Below are 21785 nucleotides of genomic sequence, written 5' to 3'. Positions count from 1 at the left end.
TACTGGCAGATCTGCTAGGTGCAGCCCTTGTAGGAGCGAGCTTGCCTCGCGATCTTTTGATCGTTAAAAGATCGCGAGGCAAGCTCGCTCCTACAGGCTCAACCACGCGTGTTGGAACCGTGAAAATCAGCCGTTTCGTACGACGTTTCGCTTTCAATCCAAGGACACTTCCGAGAAAATCCCGTTCGCTTGCGCCCACTCCATTCGGGGCATAGTCTCGGCCATCGCTGCCAAAAACAGCGGTCGGGTTTAGTAGCCCAGTTTGTGAGCAAGGCGCAAGGCGCCACCTGAGTGAGGCTTTTTTTCGGCCGCAGCTTTATGGTGGCCGTGCGCAGGGCACCTTAGGGTGCGCCGGTTTCCAAGCTCACCGGTCTACTAACCTGCGTACGGCTGCCACCCACTCGTTTAGTAGCGGCAGGTGTCAGTTCCCTTAACGAGGTTGGAGCTGTAACCATGAAAAAACTGACACCCGATCCACCTGTCACATCCCCCGATGCCGTTGAGCGCACGTCACAGTTACTGGACCGTGCGGCGGCCGATCGCGCTCTTGATTACTACCTGCACAACCATAAGCCTCCACGGCACATGGATCAGGCCATGTATGCCATACCCGGCAGCGTCAATTTAGAAGCGGCTTTGGCCCAGGCGTCAGACTTGTTGCGCTGTATGGTTGCTTCGGCGAGTGAGGCGGGGAATGGTTTGAGCGGCAATCAGCGCGATGTGGTGCTGTCCATCGGGCACTTGGCGGAGCTGGCCAAGACCTTTGTCGATACATCGCTGGACCGTCTGGTCACGCACTAAACGGCACGCGCCTGAGTGCAAGCAGGCGCGTCAATTTGAAAATATCGCAAGGCACACTCAACACTCCACGGCACTCACGGCCAGGCCGCCGCGTGAGGTTTCTTTGTATTTGTCGTGCATGTCGGCGCCGGTGTCGCGCATGGTGCGGATCACCCGGTCCAGTGAAATAAAGTGCTGACCGTCCCCGCGCAGGGCCATTTGCGCGGCGTTGATGGCTTTGACCGCCGCAATGGCGTTGCGCTCGATACACGGCACTTGCACCAGCCCGCCCACCGGGTCGCAGGTGAGGCCCAAGTTGTGTTCCAAACCAATTTCAGCGGCGTTGCACAGTTGCTCGGGGCTGGCCCCGAGGATTTGCGCCAGCCCGGCCGCGGCCATGGCGCAGGCCGAACCGACCTCGCCCTGACAGCCCACTTCGGCGCCCGAAATCGAGGCGTTCTTTTTGCACAAAATGCCAATCGCCGCCGCGCTTAATAAGTAGTCGACGACGTTGGCTTCGCTGACCTCGTCGCTGAACTTCATAAAGTAGTGCAACACCGCCGGGATGATGCCCGCCGCACCGTTGGTAGGCGCCGTGACCATGCGCCCGCCTGCGGCGTTTTCTTCGTTGACCGCCAGGGCGAACAGGTTGACCCATTCCATGGCGCTCAAGGTTGAGCCGATCACGTTGGGCTTGCCCAGTTCCTGCAAGCTGCGGTGCAAGCGGGCGGCGCGGCGGCGTACGTTTAAGCCGCCGGGCAGGATGCCTTCGTGTTTCAAGCCATGCTCGACGCAGTCCTGCATGGCGCGCCAGAGTTTGATCAAGCCACAGCGAATTTCATCCTCGCTGCGCCAGGTGCGTTCGTTGGCCATCATCAAGGCGGCCACGCTCAGGTGATGCTCGCGGCACAAATCAAGCAGCTCCACAGCGCTGCCAAAGTCATAGGGCAATTCGGTGCGGTCCATGTCCATCACGCCGCTGGCCGCTTGCGCCGCATCCACCACAAAGCCGCCGCCCACCGAGTAATAGGTGTCGCGGTGCAGTTCGCCGTTTGCCGTCTCGGCGATCAGGGTCATGGCGTTGGGGTGAAACGGCAGGTTTTCGTCGAGCAGGCGCATGTCGCTCGCCCACACAAACGGGATGGGCAGATAGCCATCGAGCAGCAAGCTTTGGCTGTCGTGCAGCTCTGCAATACGCGGGGCAATCTGCGCCGGGTCAATGGCGTCTGGCCACTCGCCCATCAGGCCCATGATCACGGCGTTGTCGCTGCCATGCCCGATGCCGGTGGCCGACAGGGAACCGTAAAGCTGCACCTCAATGCGTCGCACCTGTTGCAGTTGGTCGCGTTCGCGCAACCCCTGCACAAACAGCGCAGCAGCCCGCATGGGCCCCACGGTGTGGGAGCTGGAGGGGCCAATGCCGATCTTGAACAGGTCAAACACGCTGATAGCCATGGGGACGAGCCTCGTAATGAGTGCTCGCATCATGGTCGGTTTTCAGCCCCTGAAAACGTCCAGCAACGACTCGCTATTGTCTGCCAGCGCCGTCGCCGTTTTATGCGGATCAGACGCGGGAAAAGTGCGGTTTTTTGGGAGGAAACGTCCAAATGCGACCTCGCAGGTATCAGATACGACCCTGCCTGTACTGGATGCGACGCGGGCGGTAGGCGTTTGATTTTGGCTGTTACATGATCAGTCTCGACTCGATTGCCAGATGCCAACCGGCATCACCCGAGGGGGCGGCTTTTCGATCGAAAACTGCCACCCAGACACACAGGAGTCGTTGCATGAAACATTCCTACCCTTTGCTGTTGGCTGCCGTACTGAGTCTGCCCGCCATCGCCCAGGCCGCCGAGCCTGCGCAGTGCAGCACGGTTAATTTTTCGGACGTGGGCTGGACCGACATCACGGTCACCACGGCGGTCACCAGCGCAGTACTGGATGCACTGGGCTACAAAACCAAAACCACCATGATTTCGGTGCCGGTGACGTACAAGTCCCTGGCCGATGGCAAAAACATGGACGTCTTCTTGGGCAACTGGATGCCCACCATGGAAAACGACATCAAGGCCTACCGCGATGCGGGCACCGTTGAAACGGTGCGCGCCAACCTGGAAAACGCCAAGTACACCCTCGCCGTACCGCAGGCGCTGTATGACAAGGGCCTTAAAGACTTCGCTGACCTGCCTAAATTCAAGAAAGAACTGGACGGCAAGATCTACGGGATCGAGCCGGGCAACGACGGCAATCGCACGATTCAAAGCATGATCGACAAGAACGCATTTGGCCTCAAGGACGCAGGCTTCAAGGTGGTTGAGTCGAGCGAAGCCGGGATGTTGTCGCAAGTCGAACGCGCTCAGCGGCGCGGCACCGACGTGGTGTTTTTGGGCTGGGAACCGCACCCCATGAACACCCGCTTCAAGATGAAGTACCTCACCGGTGGCGATGATTTTTTTGGCCCCAACTACGGCCAGGCCACCATCTACACCAACACCCGCAAAGGCTACACACAGGAATGCAGCAACGTTGGCCAGTTGCTGAAAAACCTGGTGTTCACCCTCGACATGGAAAGCACGCTGATGGGCAAGGTGCTGGACGAAAAGATCAAGCCGGATGTGGCTGCCAAAGCCTGGCTTAAACAGAACCCGCAGGTGCTCGACACCTGGCTCGCGGGCGTGACCACGGTTGATGGCAAGCCGGGGCTTGAGGCGGTCAAGGCCAGCCTCGCGAAGTAATCGCGGACGCCAGCCGGCTTGCCGCGCTGGCTCCGTTTTCACTCCACTTGCATGCGGACGTTCATACCATGCTGATAGATCACAAAATCCCTTTGGGCGAGTACATCGCCGACTTCGTCGACTGGCTGACCAAACATGGCGCCAATATCTTCGATGCCATTGCGACCACACTCGAAGCCATGATCCATGGCGTGACGTTTGCGCTGACCTGGTTCAACCCGCTGGCGTTTATCGGGTTGATCGCGTTGTTTGCCCACCTGATTCAACGCAAGTGGGGGCTTACGGTCTTTGTTGCGTTGTCGTTTTTGCTGATCCTCAACCTGGGGTATTGGCAAGAGACCATGGAAACCCTCGCGCAGGTGGTGTTTGCCACCTTTGTCTGCGTGATCATCGGTGTGCCGCTGGGCATTGTCGCCGCGCATAAACCGGCGGTGTATACGTGCATGCGCCCGGTGCTGGACTTGATGCAAACCGTGCCGACATTTGTGTACCTCATCCCTACCCTGACCCTGTTTGGCCTGGGCGTGGTGCCGGGGCTGATTTCGACCGTGGTGTTTGCGATTGCCGCGCCGATCCGCCTCACCTACCTGGGCATTCGTGACGTGCCCCATGAGCTGCTGGATGCCGGTAAGGCGTTTGGCTGTTCGCGCCGCCAGTTGCTCACCCGTATCGAACTGCCCCACGCCATGCCTAGCATCGCGGCCGGGGTGACCCAGTGCATCATGCTGTCGCTGTCGATGGTAGTGATCGCCGCGCTGGTGGGTGCTGATGGCTTGGGCAAACCGGTGGTCAACGCCCTGAACACGGCTGACATCGCGCTGGGCTTTGAAGCCGGGCTGGCGATTGTGTTGCTGGCGATCATGCTCGACCGGATCTGCAAACAGCCGGACGCCAAAAAAGGAGCTGACGCATGAGTATTATTCGCTTCGACAAGGTTGACGTGATCTTCGCCAAAAAACCGCGTGAGGCGCTGAGGCTGCTGGATGAGGGCCTTTCGCGGGATCAAATCCTGAAAAAAACCGGGCAGATTGTCGGCGTTGAAAAGGCCAGCCTGGACATCGACAAAGGCGAGATCTGCGTGCTCATGGGCTTGTCCGGTTCGGGCAAATCCAGCTTGCTGCGCTGTATCAACGGCCTCAACACGGTGAGCCGTGGCCAGTTGTTTGTGGAGCACGAAGGCAAGCAAATCGACATCGCCTCGTGTACCCCCGCCGAGCTGAAAATGATGCGCACCAAGCGCATCGCCATGGTCTTTCAAAAGTTCGCCCTGATGCCCTGGCTGACGGTGCGCGAGAACATCAGCTTTGGCCTGGAAATGCAGGGCCGCCCTGAAAAAGAACGCAAGGCGCTGGTGGATGAAAAGCTGGAGCTGGTGGGCCTGAGCCAATGGCGCAATAAAAAGCCCGACGAGTTGAGCGGCGGCATGCAGCAGCGTGTTGGCCTGGCGCGGGCGCTGGCGATGGACGCCGATATTTTGCTGATGGACGAACCGTTCTCGGCACTTGACCCGCTGATTCGTCAGGGCCTGCAAGACGAGTTGCTGGAGCTGCAACGCAAGCTCAGCAAGACCATCGTGTTTGTTAGCCACGACCTGGATGAGGCGCTCAAACTGGGCAGCCGCATCGCGATCATGAAAGACGGCAAGATCATCCAGTACAGCAAGCCGGAAGAAATCGTGCTCAACCCGGCCGATGATTACGTGCGCACGTTTGTCGCGCACACCAACCCGCTGAACGTGTTGTGCGGGCGCAGCCTGATGCGCACGCTGGACAACTGCAAACGCATCAACGGCTCGGTGTGCATTGATCCGGGGGATGATTCGTGGATCGACCTGCACGAAGGCAACACCATCAAAGGCGTGCGCAATGGCGCGGGCGTGGTGGATTTACAACAGTGGCGCAGCGGGCAATCGGTCGACAGCCTGGGCCGCGGGCCGACGCTGGTGGACTCTAATATCGGCATGCGCGATGCGCTGCAAATTCGCTACCAGACCGGTAACAAACTGGTGCTGCACGACAATCAGAAAGTGGTGGGGATACTGGGTGATACCGAGTTGTACCACGCCCTGTTGGGTAAGAATCTGGGTTAATGACTAACCCCTTGTAGGAGCGAGCTTGTCTCGCGATCTTTTGATCTTTTAAAAGATCGCGAGACAAGCTCGCTCCTACAGGAGTGATGGGCTCTTAGCTGTAAACGCGCCCAAGGAGCTGGCGATGGCTTTCAAACTGGTCAAGCACGTCGCGGCAGATTTGCTCGTCAGTGAAGCCCATCAAGTCGTACTCCTGGTTGCCGTTGTGCAGGTACACCTCGGCCCGGTAGTAACGGCTGCGCACTTCGTCTTGCCCGGAGTCGCTCGGCGCGGCCAGGTAGCCGTCCAGGCTCACTTCGTAGACAAACGGGTTGCCTTCTTCCATGTCTACCCGCACGCCCATGCAGCGTTTGGCGGCGCCCAACAGGGTTTGCACTTGCAGGCCTTGAGCACGCAATTGCGCCGCCGCTTCTTCCAGTGCCGGGGTCACGTGCCTGTCCATAAAGCGCTGCACCACCGCTTGGGTCGGTTGCAGGTCCTGGGTGGTCAAACGCTCGCTGAAACCACGACGACCACGGGCCGCCAGTTCCGCTTGCTCTTGTTCGACCAGGGTGTCCTGGCGCATGGCTTTGTGCAGGCCAAACATAAACAGCACCAGCACCACCGAGAACGGCAGGCCCGCCAGCACCACCATGGTTTGCATGGCCGCAAAGTTACCGGCAAACAGCAAACCGATGGTCACCAGGGTGATCACCACCGACCAGAAAATGCGCAGCCAGTGCGGCGCGTCTTCGTCGACGTCGCCACCTTTGCACGACAGGTTGGCCATCATCACCGCGCCCGAATCCGCCGGGGTCAGGAACAACACGAAGCCCACAAAAATCGACACACCAATCACGATCTTCGACGCGGGGTAATGCTCAAGCAGCTGGTAAATCGCCATCGACGGTTGTTCAAGGGCGGTTTTGCCCAGCTCCACCGCCCCCTGGTTCACCACCAGGTCCAGTGCCGAGTTACCGAAAATCGACAGCCACGCCAGGGTGAAGCCCAGCGGAATCAACAGCACGCCGGCTACCAGTTCACGCACGGTACGACCACGGGAGATACGCGCGATGAACATGCCCACAAATGGCGCCCAGGAAATCCACCACGCCCAGTAGAACAGGGTCCACAGGCCCAGCCAGCCTTCGGTTTTCTTGCTGTCGCCTTCGTACACGTACAGGTCGAAGGTTTTCATGATGATGCCGTTGAGGTAATCACCCACGTTCTGCACGAAGCCGTTGAGCAGGTGCAAGGTAGGGCCAAACAGCAGCACGAAAATCAGCAGGCCGCTGAACAGGATGATGTTCAGGTTGGACAGCCGACGAATGCCGTTTTCAACACCCGAGACCGCCGCGATGGTGGCCACGGTGCTCATCACGATGATCACGATCAGCAGGTTGGTGTTGCTGTGCGCCATGCCGAACAGGTTTTCCAGCCCCGACGACACTTGCATCGAGCCAATGCCCAGGTTGGTCACCAGACCCAGCAGGGTCACGAACATGCCGAAGCCGTCGACAGCGTGGCCCGCCGCGCCTTTAACCCAACGCTCGCCCATCAGCGGGTACAGCGCCGAACGCAGCGCCAGCGGCTGGTTGTGGCGGTAAGCAAAGTACGCCACGGCCAACCCCACCAGTGCGTAGATCGCCCAGCCGTGCAGGCCCCAGTGCAAAAAGGTCAGTTGCAACGCCTGACGCGCCGCTTCATGGCTGGCCGACACGCCTTCTGGCGGGTTGAAAAAGTGGTCCAGCGGCTCGGAGGCGCCGAAGTACAGCAAGGAAATGCCGATACCCGACGAGAACAGCATCCCGGCCCACGCGCCGTAGCTGAAGTCGGGCTTGTCTTGCTTGGTGCCCAGTTTCAGTTTGCCGTAGGACGAGAACGCCAGGCCGACGACAAAAATCAGATAGGCGGCAATCACCACCATGTAGTACCAGCCGAAGCTGCGCGACAGCCACTCTTGGGCAACGCCCAGAATGTGCCCGGCGTCTTCAGGGAAGGCGATCAAGATGGCAGTCAACAACAGTATCAAGGCGGTAGAGGTGTAAAACACCCAACCATTGACCGTCACCTTTTGTGGCGGGGTCTTTATAAGAGAGGCAGAACTCATTGCACGGGTGCTCCAGGCAAGTGCGACACAAGGACTAAAGGCAACGCACCACTCGATCAATCGGTTACATAGCGACCAACGGTCGAGTGATATAAAGACACCGCTAAAAAAACCGGACCCTGCCTGTCCCTGTAGGAGCGAGCTTGTCTCGCGATCTTTTGATCTTTAAAAGATCGCGAGACAAGCTCGCGCCTACCGGCTCTCTGCATCCGGCGGTATTTACCGTGTCGTTTTCGGCACTTGTTGTAGGAAAAGCACCACAGCACGCGACGAATTGTCGCAGATCTTATTCTTTGTTGATTGAACGTTCAATCAAAACAAAATAGACTGGCCGTCGTTCAGTGATTGTCATGCGCTGCGCGCCGGCCCCAAGGAGATGCACACAATGCCCAAGGTCGGTATGCAACCCATACGCCGCCAGCAGTTGATCGAAGCCACGTTGACGGCGGTCGATCAGGTCGGGATGGCAGATGCCAGCATTGCGCTAATCGCCCGTTTGGCGGGCGTTTCAAACGGCATCATCAGTCACTACTTCAAGGACAAGAACGGTCTGATCGCCGCCACGATGCGGTATCTGATGAACGTTTTGATCGATAACGTCGCCGAGCGCCGCCAAGCACTCGACGATGACAGCCCAAGGGCGCACTTGAAGGTGATCGTTGAAGGCAACTTTGACGCGAGCCAGGTCAGTGGCCCGGCGATGAAAACCTGGTTGGCCTTTTGGGCAGCCAGCATGCACCAACCGTCGTTGCACAGATTGCAGCGGATCAACGATCACCGCTTGTACTCCAATCTGTGCTGCCAATTTCGTCGCGTGTTGCCGCAGGCTCAAGCCCGCAACGCCGCACGGGGCCTGGCAGCGCTCATCGATGGTCTATGGTTGCGGGGTGCTCTGTCGGGTGACGCTTTCGACACCGAACAGGCACAACGCATCTGCTACGAATACATGGATCTACAACTGGCGAAACAGGTGAGTTAGGCCTCAATTAACGCTTAACCCCTGAACTGTCGTGAATCTGCGGTGCCACAGTTAGATGGCACCCGATTGACGATTAACGCCCACCACTTGTCTGCACTTGCGAGGATTTTATGGCCCGTTTCGAATTGCAAAAACTCTACATCGACGGCGGCTACACCGACGCCGGTAGCGACGCTACTTTCGATGCCATCAACCCGGCTAACGGCGAAGTCCTCGCACAAGTGCAACGTGCGACCAAGGAAGACGTCGAGCGCGCTGTTGTCAGCGCTGAAAAAGGCCAGAAAATCTGGGCCGCCATGACCTCCATGGAGCGTTCGCGCATTCTGCGTCGCGCCGTTGAGATCCTGCGCGAGCGCAACGATGAACTGGCGGCTCTGGAAACCCTGGACACCGGCAAGTCGTACTCCGAAACCCGTTACGTCGACATCGTCACCGGCGCCGACGTGCTGGAATACTACGCAGGCCTGGCGCCCGCCATCGAAGGCGAGCAGATCCCGCTGCGCACCACCTCTTTCGTTTACACCCGCCGCGAGCCGCTGGGCGTTGTAGCCGGTATTGGCGCCTGGAACTACCCGATCCAGATCGCCCTGTGGAAATCCGCACCCGCCCTGGCGGCCGGTAACGCCATGATCTTCAAGCCAAGCGAAGTCACCTCGCTGACCACCTTGAAGCTGGCTGAGATCTTCACCGAAGCGGGCCTGCCAGACGGCGTGTTCAACGTTCTGACCGGCAGCGGCCGTGAAGTCGGCACCTGGCTGACCGAGCACCCGCGCATCGAGAAAATCTCGTTCACCGGCGGCGTTGAAACCGGTAAGAAAGTGACCGCCAGTGCCACGCAGTCCACCTTGAAAGAAGTGACCATGGAACTGGGCGGCAAGTCGCCACTGATCATTTTTGACGACGCTGACCTGGACCGCGCGGCTGACACCGCGATGATGGCCAACTTCTACAGCTCGGGCCAGGTGTGCACCAACGGCACCCGCGTGTTCGTGCCGACTGCACTCAAAGCCGCTTTCGAAGCCAAGATTGTGGAACGCGTAGCGCGCATCCGCATCGGCAACCCGGAAGACGAAAACACCAACTTCGGCCCGCTGGTCAGCTTTGCTCACATGGAAAGCGTGCTGGGCTACATTGCCAAGGGTAAAGAAGAAGGTGCCCGCTTGCTGTGCGGCGGCGAACGTCTGACCGAAGGCGCGCTGGGCAAAGGCGCCTTCGTGGCTCCGACCGTGTTCACTGACTGCACCGACGAGATGACCATCGTCAAAGAAGAAATCTTTGGCCCGGTGATGAGCATCCTGACGTACGACACCGAAGAAGAAGTGATCCGCCGTGCCAACGACACCGAGCTTGGCCTGGCCGCCGGTATCGTCACCAAAGACCTGAACCGCGCTCACCGCGTGATTCATCAGTTGGAAGCGGGCATTTGCTGGATCAACGCGTGGGGCGAGTCCGACGCAAAAATGCCGGTGGGCGGTTACAAGCAATCGGGCATTGGCCGTGAAAACGGCATCAGCTCGCTGGCTCAGTACACCCAGATCAAATCGGTACAGGTAGAGCTGGGCGACTACGTTTCGGTGTTCTAAGCCCAAAACGTAATACCTGTAGGAGCGAGCTCGTCTCGCGATCTTTTGATCTTTTTAAAGATCGCGAGGCTAGCTCGCTCCTACAGGGTTCCAGTGATCTGACCTACATCAAAGAGGGTGCATTTTATGTCCCAAGAATTCGACTACATCATCATTGGTGCCGGCTCTGCCGGTAACACCCTGGCGACCCGTCTGACTGAAGACCAAGGCGTCACCGTGCTGCTGCTTGAAGCAGGCGGCCCGGACTACCGTTTCGACTTCCGTACCCAAATGCCTGCCGCGCTGGCGTTCCCGCTGCAAGGCCGTCGCTACAACTGGGCGTTTGAAACCGACCCGGAGCCGCACATGGACGGCCGCCGCATGGAATGTGGCCGCGGCAAGGGCCTGGGCGGTTCGTCGCTGATCAACGGCATGTGCTACATCCGTGGTAACGCGATGGACTACGACGGCTGGGCAAAAAACCCTGGCCTGGAAGACTGGTCGTACCTGGACTGCCTGCCGTATTTCCGCAAGGCAGAAACCCGCGACATCGGCCCCAACGATTACCACGGTGGCGATGGCCCGGTCAGCGTGACCACGCCTAAAGCCGGTAACAACGTGCTGTTCCACGCCATGGTTGAAGCAGGCGTGCAAGCCGGTTACCCGCGCACCGAAGACTTGAACGGCTACCAGCAAGAAGGCTTCGGCCCGATGGACCGTACCGTGACGCCAAACGGCCGTCGCGCCAGCACCGCTCGCGGTTACCTGGACATCGCCAAACAGCGCCCGACGCTGACCATCGTCACCCACGCCCTGACCGACAAGATTATCTTTGAAGGCAAGCGTGCGGTCGGCGTGCATTACATGACCGGCGACAACCACGTGCGCATTGAAGCCAAGGCGCGCAAAGAAGTCCTGCTGTGCAGCGGCGCCATCGGTTCGCCGACTGTGCTGCAACGCTCGGGTGTAGGCCCGGCCGAACTGCTCAACAGCCTGGACATCCCGGTGGTGCATGACCTGCCGGGCGTTGGCCAGAACCTGCAAGACCACCTTGAGCTGTACCTGCAATACGCGTGCACTCAGCCCGTGTCGCTGTACCCGTCGCTGCTGTGGTGGAACCAGCCGGCCATCGGTGCCGAGTGGCTGTTCGCAGGCAAAGGCATTGGCGCCAGCAACCAGTTCGAAGCCGGTGGTTTTATCCGCACCCGCGAGCATTTCGACTGGCCGAACATTCAGTACCACTTCTTGCCGGTAGCGATTAACTACAACGGCAGCAACGGTGTGAAAGAGCACGGCTTCCAGGCGCACATGGGCTCCATGCGTTCGCCGAGCCGTGGCCGGATCAACGTGAAGTCCAAGGACCCGCGTGAATACCCGAGCATCCTGTTCAACTACATGTCTACCGAGCAAGACTGGCAAGAGTTCCGCGACGGCATCCGCCTGACCCGTGAAATCATGCAGCAGCCTGCTCTGGACGCTTACCGTGGCCGCGAAATCAGCCCGGGCATCGACAAGCAGACCGACGAAGAGCTGGACACGTTTATCCGTGAACACGCCGAAACGGCCTTCCACCCGTCCTGCTCGTGCAAAATGGGTACCGACGAGATGGCCGTGGTTGATGGCGAAGGTCGCGTGCATGGCCTGCAAGGCCTGCGTGTGGTCGATGCCTCGATCATGCCGTTGATCACCACCGGTAACCTGAACGCGCCGACGATCATGATCGCCGAGAAAATCGCCGACAAGATCCGTGGCCGCCAGCCATTGCCGCGCAGCACCGCCGACTACTACGTCGCAGGCGATGCCCCGGTGCGTGGCAAGCCCCTGCGCGAAGTGAGCCGTACCGCGCAGTAACACCGCAATAACTGTAGGAGCGAGCTTGCCTCGCGATCTTTTGATCGTTTAAAAGATCGCGAGACAAGCTCGCTCCTACAGATCCATGACGTTTCATTCTCCCCCGCTTGCCCCCACCTCTACGCAGGCCTACTCTAGGGCCTCGTTTCGCGTCTCACTCCCCGCTGTACACCCGATTTCCCGCTTTCGGAGGTCCGTGCATGTTCGATTTTTACCCTCAGCTCAAGCAGCGCTTCGCCGCCCTGCGTACCCGAGCCGAGTTCTTTTCGCTGCGTTATGTACGTGAATCCGGGCAATACCTGTCGGTACGCAAAAACGTCGCAGAACCGCCTTATTTCAACCACGATCAAGGGGCGATGCTGACCGTCCGGCTCAAGGGCGTGGAAGCCTACGCGGCCACCAACGATTTATCCCAGGCGGGGCTGCAAGCTGCGCTGGAACGTGCCGAAGCCCAGGCCCGGCTGATCGCCGACCACGCGCTGCTCGACCTGAGCCATGAGCCGGTGTCCAACGCCAAGTCTGATTACTGCTCGCCCGATCTCGATCAGGCGTTCCCGTCCCTGAGCGACTGCTATGCGCTGCTAGGCGCCGAGTCGGCCGCCGTGCCCAAGGACGAGCGACTGGTCAGTTGGGTCGCCTCGCTGGGGCTGACCCACGTCGAGCAGATCTACCTCAACAGTGCAGGCGCCGAGCTGCGCCAGGCGCAACGCTTTGTCTTCCCCGGCATGAGCGTGACCGCCTACGACGGCCAAGACAGCCAAAGCCGCACCCTGGGCCGCGATAATTTTGGCCAGCAAGGCGGCGCCGATGTGATCAGCCGCTGCGGGCTGATCGGCGCAGGCCCCACGGTGGCCGACCAGGCGCTGCAATTGCTGCTCGCTCCCAACACCCCGCAAGGCACCCGCGACCTGCTGCTGATGCCCGACCAGATGATCCTGCAGATCCACGAGTCCATCGGCCACCCGCTGGAGCTGGACCGGATCTTGGGCGACGAGCGCAATTACGCCGGCACCAGCTTCGTCAAAACCAGCGACTTCGGCAGCCTGCAATACGGCTCCAAACTGCTCAACGTGACATTCGACCCGACGATTCCCGAGCAGCTCGCCAGTTACAGCTTTGACGATGACGGAACCCCCGCGAGCAAAGAATTCTTGATCCGCGAAGGTCTGCTCCTGCGCCCGCTGGGCGGCGCGCTGTCGCAGTTCCGCGCAGGCCTCGAAGGCGTGGCCAACAGCCGCGCGTGCAGCTGGAACCGCGCCCCGATTGACCGCATGGCCAACCTCAATATCGAGCCGGACGATCAGTCCATGGCGCAGTTGATTGGCGGCATCGAGCACGGCATTTTGATGGCCAACAACCGCTCGTGGTCGATTGACGATGCCCGCAACAAGTTCCAGTTCGGCTGCGAATGGGGCCAGTTGATCGAAAATGGCGAACTCAAAGGTGTGGTGAAAAACCCCAACTACCGGGGTATTTCCGAGCAGTTCTGGCGCAACCTCAGCGCCGTGGGCGACGCCAGCACCTTTAAAGTGCTGGGCACGCCCAACTGCGGCAAAGGTGAACCCAACCAGGTGATCCGCGTGGGGCACGCGTCCCCGGCCTGTGTGTTCAGTCAAATTGATGTGTTTGGAGGGGATGCCTGATGGGTACGCCAATGAGTCAGGCCGAGCAGTTCGAAGGGTTGGTGGCGTGGCTGCGCAAGGCGCTGGTCAGCCCCGAGCAGTTCACCGTGGGCTACAACGCCGAAACCTCGGAATTTATTCGCTTCAATAAGGGCAAAGTGCGCCAGGCCGGTGTGGTGCAGCAGGCCAGCCTTAGCCTCAAGCTGATCAACGAAGGCCGCCATGCCAGCGTCAACGTGACCCTGGCCGGTGAGCCTGCGGTTGACCAACAACGCGTGGCCGATGCGCTGAAACAACTGCGCGACACCGTGCCGCTGCTGCCGGTAGACCCGTACCTGCTGCTCAACCCCGAGCCGTGGCACAGCCACACCGAGCAGGCCGAAGCGTTGCCGGACACGGCGCAGGTGCTGGATGAAATCCGCCGCGCCGCCCACGGGGTCGATCTGGTCGGCTTCTACGCCAGCGGCCCGATCAGCTACGGCTACGCCAGTTCGCAAGGCGCGCTGGGCTGGCATGAGGCCAACAGCTTCAACTTTGACTGGAGCCTGTTCCACAGCAACGGCCAAGCGGTTAAAGCCAGCTACGCCGGTGCCCATTGGGACAGCGAGCGCTTCGCCCAGCGCATGCAACTGGCCCGTGAGCAATTGGCGTTTCTCGACCGCCCGGCCCACGTGCTGGCGCCGGGTGAGTACCGCGCTTACCTGGCCCCGGCGGCACTGGAAGAAGTCATGAGCATGCTCTGCTGGGGCGGGTTTTCGGCGCAGGCGCTGGCCAGCAAATACAGCCCGCTGCAAAAGCTCTATGGCGGTGATGCCGAGCTGAGCCCGCTGGTGTCGCTGGACGAACACGTGAGCCAGTCGTTAAGCCCGGCGTTTTCCGGCGAGGGCTACCCGCGTCAGGACTTGTCGCTGGTCAAACACGGCAAGGCCGCCGAGCAACTGGTGAGTTCGCGCAGCGCGGCCGAATACGGCCTCAAGATCAACGGCGCGCCGGGCAGCGAAGCACCCAGCGCACTGGCGATGGCGGCCGGGCAACTGGCGCAGGCCGACATCCTCAAGCAGTTGGGCACCGGGCTGTACATCAGCAACCTGTGGTACTTGAACTACTCTGATCAACCAGCAGCACGCCTGACCGGCATGACCCGGTTCGCCACGTTCTGGGTCGAAGACGGCGAGATCAAGGCCCCGGTCAACACCATGCGGTTTGATGACAGCGTGTACAGCCTGCTGGGTTCGCAGCTAGAAGCACTGACGGCAGAGCGGGAGCTGCTGGTCTCGGCCAGCACCTACGACCAGCGCCAGACTGCATCGAATCTATTGCCGGGTGCAGTGGTCAAAAAACTCACGCTCACGTTGTAAATACTCTGTAGGAGCGAGCTTGCCTCGCGATCTTTTAAACGATCAAAAGATCGCGAGGCAATCGAGCGTCGACCGGCTCTTCCTACAGAGAATGGGATGAACAATTAGAAAGAGGTCCTATGCCCGAACGTCCGGTTCTCACGCCCGAAATTTTACGGTGGTTGCCTTGGGTGGTGGCCATCGCGTTCTTCATGCAGTCGCTCGACGGCACGATCCTCAACACCGCACTGCCGGCCATGGCCAGCGACCTCAAGGAAAACCCGCTGCGCATGCAAGGGGTGATCGTTGCCTACATGCTCACGGTGGCCTTGCTGATCCCGGCCTCGGGATGGATCGCTGACCGCTTCGGCACCAAAAAAATCTTCTTCAGCGCCATTTTGCTGTTCAGCCTCGGCTCGCTGCTGTGCGCCTTGTCCGGCACGCTCAACGAATTGATCGCTGCCCGCGTGCTTCAAGGCCTGGGCGGTGCCTTGATGGTGCCGGTCGGGCGGCTGGTGGTGCTCAAGGCCTACCCGCGTTCGGAACTGGTGCGGATCATGGGCTTTATTACCATCCCCGGCCTGCTCGGCCCGCTGATCGGCCCCACTCTGGGCGGCTGGATGGTGCAGTACCTGAGCTGGCACTGGATCTTTTTGATCAACCTGCCGGTGGGCATGCTCGGCTGCTGGGCAGTCTGGAAAATGATCCCCGACTTGCGCGGCGACGGGCGCTCACGCTTCGATGCCTGGGGCTTCTTGCTGTTTGGCGCGGCCATGGTGTTTATCACCATTGCCATGGAAGGCCTGGGCGAACTGCACATGCCGCACCTGCGGGTCATGTTGCTGCTGTTTGCCGGGCTGGCGTGCCTGGCAGCGTACTGGCTGCGGGCCGCCAACATCAGCAACCCGCTGTTTTCCCCGACGCTGTTTAAAACCAAAACTTTTGCCGTGGGCATTTTGGGCAACCTGTTTGCCCGCCTGGGCAGCGGCGCCTTGCCGTTTCTGGTGCCGTTGCTGCTGCAAGTGGCGCTGGGCTATTCACCGTCAGACGCCGGCATGAGCATGTTGCCGCTGGCAGCCGCCGCCATGCTGGCCAAATGGGGCGCACGGCCGTTGATCGAGCGTCTGGGCTATCGCACGATCCTGACCGGCAACACGCTGGCACTCGGCATCATGCTGGCCAGCATGGGCCTGGTCACGGCTCAAACCCCGTACCCGCTGCTGCTGACGATGCTGGCGATTTTGGGGGCCATCAACTCGCTGCAGTTCACCGCCATGAACACCGTAACCCTGATCGACCTGGACGATGCTAGCGCCAGCAGCGGCAACAGCTTGCTTTCGGTGGTGGCGCAGTTGTCGTTGAGCCTTGGGGTTGCCTGTGCCGGTGCCTTGCTGGGCGGGTTCTCGGGTGACGGCGCCGGTGATGACGTGCACACCGTGCTGGGGGCGTTCCAACTGACGTTCCTGACCGTCGGCATCATGGCCATGCTGGCAGCGGCGATTTTTCTGCAACTGTCACCGCAGGACGGGCGCAAGCCCAAAGCCAACTCGGAGCATGAGCTGGATCATTAACCCGTTCACTCTGTAGGAGCGAGCTTGCCTCGCGATCTTTTAAAAAGATCAAAAGATCGCGAGGCAAGCTCGCTCCTACAGGAAGGTGATGACTTCTCGTCCAGAATGTTCGGGCATTGGGCAACGGGCTGTTACACTGCGCGACATTTTGTTTTGCAGGCCAGTCCCGTGACCACCATTGCCACCGCTTTCAACACGCTCCCCCTGTCCGCCGCCATGCTGGCTAACCTCGACTCCCTCGGTTATGCCCAGATGACGCCGATTCAGGCGCAGAGCTTGCCGGTGATCCTCAAAGGCATGGACCTGATCGCTCAGGCCAAGACCGGCAGCGGCAAAACCGCCGCCTTCGGCATCGGCCTGCTGAACCCGATCAACCCGCGCTACTTCGGTTGCCAGGCGCTGGTGATCTGCCCTACCCGCGAACTGGCTGACCAGGTGGCCAAGGAAATCCGCCGTCTGGCCCGCGCCGAAGACAACATCAAAGTGCTGACCCTGTGTGGCGGCGTGTCGTTCGGCCCGCAAATCGGCTCGCTGGAACACGGCGCGCACATCATCGTCGGCACGCCAGGGCGTATCCAGCAGCACTTGCGCAAAGGTTCGCTGGTGCTCGACGGCCTGAACACGCTGGTGCTCGACGAAGCCGACCGCATGCTCGACATGGGTTTCTACGACGCCATCGAAGACATCATTGTGCAGACCCCGGCACGTCGCCAGACCCTGCTGTTTTCGGCCACTTACCCGGTGGGCATCAAGCAGTTGGCTTCCAAGTTCATGCGCGACCCGCAGCAAGTCAAAGCCGAGGCGCTGCACACGGATAGCCAGATCGAGCAACGTTTCTACGAAATCGCACCCGATGAGCGCATGAGCGCCGTGACCAAAGTGCTGGGGCACTTCCGTCCGCAGTCGTGCGTGGCGTTCTGCTTCACCAAGCAGCAGGTGCAAGAAACCGTTGACCACCTGACCTCCAAGGGCATTTCGGCTGTTGGCCTGCACGGCGACCTGGAACAGCGCGACCGCGATCAAGTGCTGGCGATGTTTGCCAACCGCTCGACCTCGGTGCTGGTTGCCACCGACGTGGCCGCCCGCGGTCTGGACATCGACGCACTGGACATGGTGATCAACGTTGAGTTGGCGCGTGATTCGGAGATCCACATTCACCGCGTTGGCCGTACCGGCCGTGCAGGCGAAAAAGGCATCGCGATCAGCCTGGTGGCGCCGTCTGAAGCGCACCGCGCCCAGGCCATCGAGCAACTGCAAAAGGCTCCGTTGAACTGGGAATCGCTGGACACCCTGACCTCCAAGGGCGGCGCCCCGTTGCTGCCCGCCATGAGCACGCTGGTGATCGGCGCAGGCCGCAAAGACAAAGTCCGCCCGGGCGACATTCTGGGTGCCTTGACCGGCGACGCAGGCATCCCCGGTGCCCAGGTCGGCAAAATCGCGATCTTTGACTTCCAGGCCTACGTGGCCGTGGATCGCACTGTTGCCAAGCAGGCCTGCCAGCGCTTGAGCGAAGGCAAAATCAAAGGCCGCTCGCTGCGCGTTCGGGTGTTGTAACCCCATTTAAGAGCCCCTCACCCCAACCCTCTCCCGGAGGGAGAGGGGGCTGATTTGCATACATCTCAGAAATCTCCTCGGTCTGGCTCCCTCTCCCTCTGGGAGAGGGCTGGGGTGAGGGCTGTTTTTACCGAGGACACCGCTTTGCGTACCACCGACGTTGTGATTATTGGCGCTGGCGCCGCAGGTTTGATGTGCGCGCTGACCGCTGCCGGGCGTGGGCGCAAGGTGTTGCTGATCGACCACGCCAACAAGGCGGGCAAAAAGATCCTGATGTCGGGCGGTGGGCGCTGCAACTTCACCAATATGTACACCGAGCCGGGCAACTTCCTGTCGCAGAACCCGCACTTCTGCAAATCAGCGCTGGCCCGCTACACCCAATGGGATTTCATCGAGCTGGTGAGCAAGCACGGCGTGCCTTACCACGAGAAAAAACTCGGCCAGTTGTTTTGCGATAACAAGTCCAGCGACATCCTTGAGATGCTCCTCAGCGAGTGCCAGCAAGCCGGTGTCAGCCTGCACCTGGACACCTCGGTGGAGCAGATCGAAAAAACCGACAGCGGTTACAGCCTCAAAACCACACTGGATCAGTTGAACTGCCAGTCGCTGGTGATCGCCACCGGCGGCTTGTCGATCCCGACGCTGGGCGCCACCGGGTTTGGTTACCAAGTGGCCAAGCAGTTTGGCCACACCTTGCTGCCGACCCGTGCCGGGCTGGTGCCGTTCACCATTACCGATCAGCTCAAAGAGATTTGCAGCGAACTGTCGGGCACCTCGGTGGACTGCCTGGTGAGCTGCAACGATCAGAGTTTTCGCGAGAACATTCTGTTTACCCATCGCGGCCTGAGCGGCCCGGCGATTTTGCAGATTTCGTCGTTCTGGAACAGCGGTGACACGGTTGAGATCAACCTGTTGCCGGATCTGGACGCACTGAGCTGGCTGCAAGCACAACAGGCCGAACGCCCGAACAGCGAGCTGAAAACCCTGCTCGGGGAAATCTTCACCAAGAAGATGGCCAACCTGCTGGCCGAGCATTGGTTCGTGTCCAAACCCATGAAGCAATACACCCCAAGTGAACTGGCCGACGTGGCTAACAAGCTGGCGTGCTGGACCGTCGTGCCCGCCGGGACCGAGGGCTATCGCACTGCCGAAGTCACGCTGGGCGGCGTGGACACCCGCGAAGTGTCGTCCAAGACCATGGAATCGCTGAAAAGCCCGGGGCTGTATTTTGTCGGCGAAGTGCTGGATGTGAGCGGCCACCTGGGCGGTTTCAACTTCCAGTGGGCGTGGGCGTCGGGGTATGCGGCCGCGCAGTTTGTTTGACACGCCCCTGTACTGAAAATATTTTCTGTCCGATGTGAACAGTGCCATTGCACTAGCGTCTTATCTGCCTCAATTTAGCGAATCACGAGCCAGGCACCGCCACTCCATGTCATCGACCTCTTTCAGCCAATCACTGCGCCGCTTGTGGGCGCGGGACAAGTTCAGTTACAGCGTCCGGGTGTTCATCGCCCTGACCGGCAGCATGGCTTTTTGCTGGTATCAGGACGAGATGTCGCTGCTGATTCCTTTGTTCCTGGGGATTATTGCCAGCGCCCTAGCCGAAACCGATGACAGCTGGCAAGGCCGCCTGAATGCGTTGCTGGTCACGCTGGTGTGCTTCAGCGCCTCGGCGCTCAGTGTCGAATTACTCTTCCCCTACCCTTGGCTGCTGGTCATCGCGCTGGCCCTGGCCAGTTTTGCCCTGACCATGCTCGGGGCGCTGGGTGAACGGTACGGGGCGATTGCCTCGGCCACGTTGATTCTGGCCGTGTACACCATGATCGGCGTGGACCAGCGCGGTGGCGAAGTCACCGACTTCTGGCACGAGCCGCTGTTGCTGGTGGCCGGTGCGGCCTGGTACGGGCTGCTCTCGGTGCTGTGGCAGGCGCTGTTTTCCAACCAGCCGGTGCAGCAAAGCCTGGCGCGGTTGTTTTGGGAGCTGGGCCTGTACCTCAAGCTCAAGTCGGCGCTATTCGAACCGGTGCGCAAGCTGGATGTAGAAGCAGGCCGCCTGGAGCTGGCCCGGCAAAACGGCCGTGTAGTGGCCGCGCTCAACACCGCCAAAGAGATCATTTTGCACCGGGTCGGCAACTCGCGGCCGGGCTCGAAAATCAGCCGTTACCTCAAGCTGTACTTCCTCGCGCAAGACATTCACGAACGCGCCAGTTCATCGCACTACCCGTACAACGCACTCGCCGACGCGTTCTTCCACAGTGACGTGATGTTCCGTTGCCAACGCCTGCTGCGCCAGCAAGGTGTGGCCTGCCAGCGCCTGTCGGAGTCGATCAAGCTGCGCCAGCCGTTTGTCTATGACGACAGTTTTGCCGAGGCCTTGGGCGACTTGCACGCCTCCCTCGAACACTTGCGCATTCAGAGCAACCCGGCCTGGCGCGGGCTGCTGCGCTCACTGCGCGCGCTGGCGGCCAACCTCGGCACGCTGGACCGTTTGCTCAGCGATGCGAGCAACCCCGACGCCCTGGCCGATGCCACCGACAGCAGCCTGCTGGACCGTTCGCCGCGCAACCTCAAGGACGTGTGGTCGCGCCTGCGTCAGCACCTCACACCGACGTCGCTGATCTTTCGCCATGCCCTGCGCCTGCCTTTGGCGCTGAGCATCGGTTTTGGCATGGTGCACTGGATTCACCCAAGCCAGGGCTACTGGATCATCCTCACCACGCTGTTTGTCTGCCAGCCAAGCTACGGCGCGACACGGCGCAAGTTCAGCCAGCGGATTATCGGCACGGCCATTGGTCTGGCGGTGGGCTGGGCGCTGTTCGACCTGTTCCCCAACCCCATCATTCAGTCGCTGTTTGCGGTGGTGGCCGGGGTGGTGTTCTTTACCAACCGCACCACGCGTTACACCTTGAGCACGGCGGCCATTACCTTGATGGTTCTGTTCTGCTTCAACCAGGTGGGCGACGGTTACGGGCTGTTCTTGCCACGGCTGTTCGATACCTTGGTGGGCAGCGTGATTGCGGCGGCAGCGGTGTTCCTGTTCTTACCGGACTGGCAGGGCCGTCGGCTCAATCAGGCGCTGGCCAATACCTTGAGCTGCAACAGCCAGTACCTGCGCCAGATCCTCCAGCAATACGCCCAGGGCAAAAGCGACGACCTGGCCTATCGTCTGGCCCGGCGTAACGCCCACAACGCCGATGCGGCGCTGTCGACCACGCTGGCCAACATGCTGATGGAGCCGGGGCATTTCCGTAAGGATGCCGACATGGGCTTCCGCTTTCTGGTGCTCTCGCACACCTTGCTCAGTTACTTGTCGGGGCTGGGTGCGCATCGCGGCACTGAGCTGCCGGCAGAGCTGCGCGAGCAGTTGATCGAAGGCGCCGGGCGGCGCATTGCCGACAGCATCGACCAGATTGCCCAGGGCTTGAGCGCCAAGCTGCCGGTGCCGGTGCAAAGCGACGAGGAAGAAAAACTGGCCAATGAGCTGGAGCAGATGCCGGATGACATTGATGAGAACCTGCGGCTGGTGCAAACCCAGTTGGCGCTGATCTGCCGCCAACTCGGCCCGTTGCGCACCCTGGCCGCACATTTGGTCAATGCTCCGTAGGATTTATCGCAG

The 21785-nt window shown here is 60.4% G+C and carries 15 protein-coding genes; 13 read left to right on the top strand and 2 right to left on the bottom strand.

Going from position 1 to position 21785, the window contains the following annotated elements:
- The first annotated feature begins 453 nt into the window (after positions 1 to 453).
- Positions 454 to 801: a DUF6124 family protein gene (locus tag ACJJU9_RS01520; RefSeq protein ID WP_048384996.1), complete on the top strand. Its 348-nt coding sequence runs from the start codon at positions 454 to 456 to the stop codon at positions 799 to 801.
- 57 nt (positions 802 to 858) lie between these two features.
- On the opposite strand, the gene ACJJU9_RS01515 is transcribed toward ACJJU9_RS01520, so the two are convergent.
- Complete coding sequence (locus ACJJU9_RS01515; protein ID WP_407729911.1) at positions 859 to 2235, bottom strand: L-serine ammonia-lyase; 1377 nt, start codon at positions 2233 to 2235, stop codon at positions 859 to 861.
- A gap of 332 nt (positions 2236 to 2567) precedes the next feature.
- Between ACJJU9_RS01515 and ACJJU9_RS01510 the strand changes: the two genes are divergently transcribed.
- From ACJJU9_RS01510 to choV, 3 genes are all read left to right on the top strand, one after another.
- On the top strand, positions 2568 to 3515 hold the full coding sequence (locus ACJJU9_RS01510) for a choline ABC transporter substrate-binding protein (RefSeq protein ID WP_048385000.1): 948 nt from the start codon (positions 2568 to 2570) through the stop codon (positions 3513 to 3515).
- A 68-nt stretch (positions 3516 to 3583) separates the two neighbouring features.
- Positions 3584 to 4429 (top strand): choline ABC transporter permease subunit, encoded by an 846-nt coding sequence (gene choW, locus ACJJU9_RS01505; protein ID WP_048373962.1) that lies wholly within the window; start codon positions 3584 to 3586, stop codon positions 4427 to 4429.
- Positions 4426 to 5604 carry a choline ABC transporter ATP-binding protein gene (gene choV / locus ACJJU9_RS01500; protein WP_407729910.1) on the top strand — a complete coding sequence of 393 codons (1179 nt, stop codon included), beginning with the start codon at positions 4426 to 4428 and terminating at the stop codon, positions 5602 to 5604. Before choW ends, choV begins: the two co-directional genes overlap by 4 nt.
- A gap of 94 nt (positions 5605 to 5698) precedes the next feature.
- Here the strand turns inward: choV and ACJJU9_RS01495 are convergent, their stop codons facing one another.
- Positions 5699 to 7636 (bottom strand): BCCT family transporter, encoded by a 1938-nt coding sequence (locus ACJJU9_RS01495; protein ID WP_407730939.1) that lies wholly within the window; start codon positions 7634 to 7636, stop codon positions 5699 to 5701.
- 442 nt (positions 7637 to 8078) lie between these two features.
- Between ACJJU9_RS01495 and betI the strand changes: the two genes are divergently transcribed.
- From betI to yccS, 9 genes are all read left to right on the top strand, one after another.
- Complete coding sequence (gene betI, locus ACJJU9_RS01490; protein ID WP_048373954.1) at positions 8079 to 8672, top strand: transcriptional regulator BetI; 594 nt, start codon at positions 8079 to 8081, stop codon at positions 8670 to 8672.
- A 110-nt stretch (positions 8673 to 8782) separates the two neighbouring features.
- On the top strand, positions 8783 to 10255 hold the full coding sequence (gene betB, locus ACJJU9_RS01485; protein ID WP_407729909.1) for a betaine-aldehyde dehydrogenase: 1473 nt from the start codon (positions 8783 to 8785) through the stop codon (positions 10253 to 10255).
- Positions 10256 to 10381: 126 nt separating this feature from the next.
- Complete coding sequence (gene betA, locus ACJJU9_RS01480; RefSeq protein WP_407729908.1) at positions 10382 to 12085, top strand: choline dehydrogenase; 1704 nt, start codon at positions 10382 to 10384, stop codon at positions 12083 to 12085.
- 200 nt (positions 12086 to 12285) lie between these two features.
- Positions 12286 to 13728, top strand: coding sequence for a TldD/PmbA family protein (locus ACJJU9_RS01475; protein ID WP_407729907.1), 1443 nt, complete (start codon positions 12286 to 12288; stop codon positions 13726 to 13728).
- The gene (locus ACJJU9_RS01470) at positions 13728 to 15065 is read left to right on the top strand and encodes a TldD/PmbA family protein (RefSeq protein WP_407729906.1); all 1338 of its coding nucleotides are present in this window, start codon (positions 13728 to 13730) and stop codon (positions 15063 to 15065) included. The genes ACJJU9_RS01475 and ACJJU9_RS01470 overlap by 1 nt, the downstream gene beginning before the upstream one ends.
- A gap of 119 nt (positions 15066 to 15184) precedes the next feature.
- The gene (mdtD, locus tag ACJJU9_RS01465) at positions 15185 to 16615 is read left to right on the top strand and encodes a multidrug transporter subunit MdtD (RefSeq protein ID WP_048370838.1); all 1431 of its coding nucleotides are present in this window, start codon (positions 15185 to 15187) and stop codon (positions 16613 to 16615) included.
- Positions 16616 to 16831: 216 nt separating this feature from the next.
- Positions 16832 to 18169: an ATP-dependent RNA helicase DbpA gene (gene dbpA, locus ACJJU9_RS01460; protein ID WP_241486415.1), complete on the top strand. Its 1338-nt coding sequence runs from the start codon at positions 16832 to 16834 to the stop codon at positions 18167 to 18169.
- A gap of 144 nt (positions 18170 to 18313) precedes the next feature.
- The gene (locus tag ACJJU9_RS01455) at positions 18314 to 19492 is read left to right on the top strand and encodes an NAD(P)/FAD-dependent oxidoreductase (RefSeq protein WP_123750932.1); all 1179 of its coding nucleotides are present in this window, start codon (positions 18314 to 18316) and stop codon (positions 19490 to 19492) included.
- Between the two features lie 106 nt (positions 19493 to 19598).
- Positions 19599 to 21773, top strand: a complete 2175-nt coding sequence (yccS, locus tag ACJJU9_RS01450) for a YccS family putative transporter (protein WP_407729905.1) — start codon at positions 19599 to 19601, stop codon at positions 21771 to 21773.
- Positions 21774 to 21785: the final 12 nt, after the last annotated feature.

It is taken from the genome of Pseudomonas helleri, from assembly GCF_045830615.1.
GTDB lineage: Bacteria > Pseudomonadota > Gammaproteobacteria > Pseudomonadales > Pseudomonadaceae > Aquipseudomonas > Aquipseudomonas helleri.
Note: the sequence above shows the minus strand (reverse complement) of the source record. Positions and strands in the feature narration are given on the sequence as shown.

Excerpts from the sequence above, each read along its gene's own strand:
- ACJJU9_RS01520 (WP_048384996.1), top strand. The coding sequence starts at position 454 with ATGAAAAAACTGACACCCGATCCACCTGTCACATCCCCCGATGCCGTT.
- yccS (WP_407729905.1), top strand. The coding sequence starts at position 19,599 with ATGTCATCGACCTCTTTCAGCCAATCACTGCGCCGCTTGTGGGCGCGG.
- ACJJU9_RS01475 (WP_407729907.1), top strand. The coding sequence starts at position 12,286 with ATGTTCGATTTTTACCCTCAGCTCAAGCAGCGCTTCGCCGCCCTGCGT.
- betA (WP_407729908.1), top strand. The coding sequence starts at position 10,382 with ATGTCCCAAGAATTCGACTACATCATCATTGGTGCCGGCTCTGCCGGT.
- betI (WP_048373954.1), top strand. The coding sequence starts at position 8,079 with ATGCCCAAGGTCGGTATGCAACCCATACGCCGCCAGCAGTTGATCGAA.
- ACJJU9_RS01470 (WP_407729906.1), top strand. The coding sequence starts at position 13,728 with ATGGGTACGCCAATGAGTCAGGCCGAGCAGTTCGAAGGGTTGGTGGCG.
- dbpA (WP_241486415.1), top strand. The coding sequence starts at position 16,832 with ATGCTGGCTAACCTCGACTCCCTCGGTTATGCCCAGATGACGCCGATT.
- betB (WP_407729909.1), top strand. The coding sequence starts at position 8,783 with ATGGCCCGTTTCGAATTGCAAAAACTCTACATCGACGGCGGCTACACC.
- ACJJU9_RS01510 (WP_048385000.1), top strand. The coding sequence starts at position 2,568 with ATGAAACATTCCTACCCTTTGCTGTTGGCTGCCGTACTGAGTCTGCCC.
- ACJJU9_RS01515 (WP_407729911.1), bottom strand. The coding sequence starts at position 2,235 with ATGGCTATCAGCGTGTTTGACCTGTTCAAGATCGGCATTGGCCCCTCC.
- mdtD (WP_048370838.1), top strand. The coding sequence starts at position 15,185 with ATGCCCGAACGTCCGGTTCTCACGCCCGAAATTTTACGGTGGTTGCCT.
- choW (WP_048373962.1), top strand. The coding sequence starts at position 3,584 with ATGCTGATAGATCACAAAATCCCTTTGGGCGAGTACATCGCCGACTTC.
- choV (WP_407729910.1), top strand. The coding sequence starts at position 4,426 with ATGAGTATTATTCGCTTCGACAAGGTTGACGTGATCTTCGCCAAAAAA.